The 4,362-nt window shown below is 47.4% G+C and carries 4 protein-coding genes and 1 tRNA gene; 3 read left to right on the plus strand and 2 right to left on the minus strand.

All coding sequences use genetic code 11. The features are described from left to right. Window positions 1-580 precede the first annotated feature (580 nt). Window positions 581-1,072 carry a DUF6644 family protein gene (locus tag IE163_RS09050; protein ID WP_229833503.1) on the minus strand — a complete coding sequence of 164 codons (492 nt, stop codon included), beginning with the start codon at window positions 1,070-1,072 and terminating at the stop codon, window positions 581-583. Window positions 1,073-1,078: 6 nt separating this feature from the next. Next, the gene (locus tag IE163_RS09055; RefSeq protein ID WP_189432437.1) at window positions 1,079-1,465 is read right to left on the minus strand and encodes a DUF6152 family protein; all 387 of its coding nucleotides are present in this window, start codon (window positions 1,463-1,465) and stop codon (window positions 1,079-1,081) included. Between the two features lie 207 nt (window positions 1,466-1,672). Between IE163_RS09055 and IE163_RS09060 the strand changes: the two genes are divergently transcribed. The 3 genes from IE163_RS09060 to IE163_RS09070 all read left to right on the plus strand — a co-directional run bounded on the left by IE163_RS09060 (window position 1,673) and on the right by IE163_RS09070 (window position 4,360). Further along, entirely contained in the window at window positions 1,673-2,011 is a 339-nt protein-coding gene (locus tag IE163_RS09060; protein WP_189432439.1) for a nuclear transport factor 2 family protein, read from the plus strand. Between the two features lie 115 nt (window positions 2,012-2,126). Then, window positions 2,127-4,151: an alpha/beta hydrolase family protein gene (locus tag IE163_RS09065; RefSeq protein WP_189432441.1), complete on the plus strand. Its 2,025-nt coding sequence runs from the start codon at window positions 2,127-2,129 to the stop codon at window positions 4,149-4,151. A gap of 135 nt (window positions 4,152-4,286) precedes the next feature. Continuing rightward, window positions 4,287-4,360 (plus strand) — tRNA-Trp (locus IE163_RS09070). Window positions 4,361-4,362 lie beyond the last annotated feature (2 nt).

The following is a 4,362-nucleotide window of genomic DNA, read 5'->3' on the forward strand; positions in this document are numbered from 1 at the left end:
ATAAGAGTGGGGCTTTTTTATTGGCTGCGATCCTGGCGCGGTGTATTGCTCGAGCAGGGCGATACCATGCGACCAGTTCGTCAGGAACGAACTGGGACAGCTTTAGCTGGCCGCGAAGCGGCGAACCCCAGGGAGGCGGTGAGCAAAGTAGTACACCGCCGACTCCCACGCCAGCCACAGCCCCTACGGGGTGTGGCATTGCGAAACACCTCCTTGTGTTTCGCCCTACGGGCCGTCGCTTCGCAACGTCCAAATTCGTTACTAACGAATTTGTGTGCAGGCCTTCCCTGGCCTGCATCGCGTCGCGACCTGCCTGCGGCAGTCCAAAACTGCTCCCGGCAGTTTTGTCGCCATGCTACATTGGTGTTTTTGAGGATATCAGCGATTGTGCACTCGGAGTTTCAGCAATGCTTGTTGAGCCCTCAGTTGCGTTAGAATTTTTGCAACAGCAGCAGGAGGCTGCGCAGGCTGAGTGGGCACAGTGACGTGCGCCTCGACGCCGGAGGAAAAAATTGCTACCCAGCTGAGGGCATTGCGACTCGCCGCAGCTGAAAGAGCGTGATGCTCCAGCAATGTTTGTTCAGACAAAAGCTATCCAACGTCCTGCTAACAGCACAGCGAGCCATAGTAAAATGGATATTAACGCACATATTTTTAAGGTAATGCCGAAAGGCTGGCTAATCAGCGCTGCTTGCCATGCTGGTAGCCGATGTACCAGTAGAATGTTCAGTAATGCCAGGAGTAAGAACAGCATCTTGATAAGAAAAGCATTATTAGATAAGTAATGCGCCGGTTGCACACTAAATAGCAAAGTACCGCTAAGTAGTGCGATTAATAAGCCTAGCGCTGCCATTCGTTGTAACAACGGCAATAGTTCAGTTAATGCTTGTTGTCGCAGTATGCCAAATAATTTTAAATCGAGCAGCAGTATGTTGCCGAATAGCAGACTGATGCCACAGATATGGAACGCACTGACTAGTGGATAAGCGAAGTCAGATTGACGCAGTAACGTCGCTAATGCCGTATCGCCCAAGTCGAGTAGCACGTTACTGAGCAGTAAGGCACTGAACATTAAATGTTAATCTTCACGCACTAACTCAGGGTAAAAAGTATATTGTTTACCATTAATGGTTGCTCGTACAGCTTTGATAATGTGCTCTTCATTTTTTGCCGAGCGATGGCCGCGGATTAACACCGCATCTCCGACAGAAGCCTCGCCTTCTACAAAACCGGCTTGTTGGGTCTGCCGTGGATTTCCAAGATCAACTTGCCAGGGTCCGGCCGCGGTATCAATCATCAGCCGGGGATGCGGTGGGCCAATAAATATCTGTGTAATGGTGCCATTCATTTCGGTTTGTTCGCTTTCGGTCCACGCCCAGCCGTGATGGGCTGAGGTTGCAGCAGCCCAGAATAGCAAACCACTTGCTGCGGCAATTAGGGGCGTTTTTATGCGCTTGGTATACATTAATATTACCTCACTTAATAGCGTAGTTAACTCTCTTAGTATATCTGCTGAAGCCAGTAGTGCCAGTTATGGGGTGCTTGCTCCTTAATATTGCCTGCTGTTATTTAGTCATATTGTTTTGCAATGGCAGAATATTGATTAATCACAATATCTTACAGTCTGGCAGCGTCTATAATGCATATTGACTAATAAAAGAGGCTATTGGTAATGATTACTGCGCTATTTGATAGTATTGATACTAAAGATATTAACGCTTTTGCTAATTTCTTGGCTGAGGATGTCATTTTTTGTTTTAGTAACTGGCCACAAATAGAAGGTAAAGCGAATGTTGAAAATGCGGTGAATGCTTTCTTGCAGTCTATGGCTGTTATCGAACATCAGGTATCTGACTGCTGGCAGCCTGATGACATGGTGATTTGTCGTGGCTTCGTGACCTATACTCGACACGATCATACAAAGTTAACGGTGCCCTTTGCTAATATGCTGCAGGTCTTGGACGGGAAGATTACTGATTATCAGATTTTCGCCGATCTCTCAGCGCTTTAGTGCACGCAATAATTTATTTCTGACGCCATTTTCAGGTTGTTAGGCGCATAGTCTATTGGATTAGCTGTATATTTTTTAGTATGGTGAAAGCTAACACAGCACTATGGATTAAAAAATGCGCCTTGTTACGTTGATATATGGATTTCTGGTTGTTTGCTCATTTAGCTTTAACACTCTCGCGGTAACGACTCCACTTGAATATGACGATGTGTTTGAAATTGAATTTGTGTCAGATCCGCAGCCTGACGGCAAAGGTGAGCAAATTCTGTTTGTGCGCAACTGGATGGATCGCCAAGCCGACCGCCGCCGTTCTATGTTATGGCTTGCCGACAATAAAGGCCAGTTACAAGCGCTGACCGGGGTAGAGCAAAACGCTCATTCACCGCGCTGGGCACCGGATAATCGTAAAGTAGCCTATATTGCCGGGCAGCAAATTCATCTGTATTGGCTAGACAGTGGCCGCAATGTGCAATTAAGCCGTCTTACGCAGGCACCGGCTAATCTGAGCTGGTCGCCAGATGGCAAATGGTTGGCTTTTACCATGTTTACGCCAGTAAATAAGCCTGCGCCCGTTACCTTACCGGGCAAGCCCGCCAATGCCGATTGGGCTAAAGCGCCTATCTATATTGATAACCGCCAATATCGCGCGGATGGTGCTGGCTATTTGGCAGCAGGTTATACCCATATTTATCTGATGCCAGCCGAAGGGGGCAGCGCTATACAGCTGACCTCAGGTGAATTTAATCATAGCAGCAGTTTAAGCTGGCACCCAGATGGCTCTGCGCTTTACTTCTCCGCCAACCGCCATGATAACTGGCGTGAGCTGGCAAACAATACTGAGGTATTTCGGTTAGATCTAAAAAGCCGCGAGCTAACTGCGTTAACGGATCGTTTTGGGCCAGACAGCCAACCGCAGGTATCACCTGACGGTAAAAAAATCGCTTACCTGGGGTACGATGATCGCAAACTGGCGCATCAGGCCATGCGCTTATATGTAATGGATATTGATGGTAGCAATAGCAAAAACCTGACGGAGCCATTAGATCGCAGTATCAGCAGCTTTCAGTGGCAAGCCAATAGTAATGGCCTTGTGATCTCCTATGATAGTGAGGGTAAAGGCTATCTGGCAGAGCTTTCTTTGAGTGGCCGCACGAAAGTGCTTACCGATAACTTAGGTGGCATATCTTATAGCCGCCCTTATAGTGGCGGCCAGTTTGCACTGGCGGACAATGGTTTAATTGCTTATACGCAGGCTAGTACTTCACATCCTGCTGAACTGGCAACGTTGCAGCGTAATGAACGGCAAACCCTAACCGCTTTTAATCGTGATCTGTTATTTAAGCGGGAAATTGGTAAGGTAGAAGAATTTTGGTATGAATCGTCCGTAGACAAGCGCAAGCTACAGGGCTGGCTTATTTATCCGCCGGCTTTTGATGCAAGTAAGAAATATCCGCTAATTTTAGAAATTCATGGTGGCCCACATACTGCCTATGGTCCTTATTTTGCAATGGAATTGCAGTTAATGGCGGCTGAAGGTTACGTGGTGTTGTATACCAATCCGCGGGGCAGTACAAGTTATGGTGAAAACTTCGCTAATCTTATCCATCATAATTACCCAAGCCATGATTTTACGGATTTGATGGATGGTGTTGATCAGGTGCTAAGCCGAGGTTTTATTAGCGACAAAGAGCTGTTTATTACCGGTGGTAGCGGCGGCGGTGTGCTTACTACCTGGAGCATAGCCCATACTGATCGTTTTGCGGCGGCGGTTGCGGTTAACCCGGTGATTAACTGGTATAGCTTTGTACTAAATGCAGATATGTATAGCTATTTTAGTCAATACTGGTTTCCGGCTTTGCCCTGGGAAAACCCGGAACATTACTTAAAACATTCGCCTATTCAGCATGTTGGTAAAGTTAGTACGCCCACTATGTTGCTGACCGGCGAGGCGGATTTCCGCACACCGATCTCTGAAACAGAACAATACTATCAGGCGTTACAGTTACGGGGTATTGATACGGCCATGGTGCGTATCCCTGGTGCTTCTCATGCCATTCATACCCGACCAAGTAATATGATGGCCAAGCCTGCCTATATTATTTACTGGTTTGAGAAATACCGGCAGCAGCGCGCAAATTAACCTTTTTCCGGCCCGGCACATACCGGGTCGGGCTTTTCTGGTATAAAGTGTATGTTTTCTATTCACTTGAATAAGGCCGTTATGTTTTTCGCTTTACCTTTAGCAGGTTCTTTGTATAATGGCGACTCCAACGCTAGGGGCATAGTTCCAATTGGTAGAACAGCGGTCTCCAAAACCGATGGTTGGGGGTTCGAATCCCTCTGCCCCTGCC

Source organism: Alishewanella longhuensis, assembly GCF_014653435.1.
In the GTDB taxonomy this organism is placed as follows: domain Bacteria; phylum Pseudomonadota; class Gammaproteobacteria; order Enterobacterales; family Alteromonadaceae; genus Alishewanella; species Alishewanella longhuensis.

What these genes read in the sequence shown, in the direction of transcription:
- IE163_RS09050 (WP_229833503.1), bottom strand. Translation starts at nt 1,072, where the DNA reads ATGTTCAGTGCCTTACTGCTCAGTAACGTGCTACTCGACTTGGGCGAT.
- IE163_RS09055 (WP_189432437.1), bottom strand. Translation starts at nt 1,465, where the DNA reads ATGTATACCAAGCGCATAAAAACGCCCCTAATTGCCGCAGCAAGTGGT.
- IE163_RS09060 (WP_189432439.1), top strand. Translation starts at nt 1,673, where the DNA reads ATGATTACTGCGCTATTTGATAGTATTGATACTAAAGATATTAACGCT.
- IE163_RS09065 (WP_189432441.1), top strand. Translation starts at nt 2,127, where the DNA reads ATGCGCCTTGTTACGTTGATATATGGATTTCTGGTTGTTTGCTCATTT.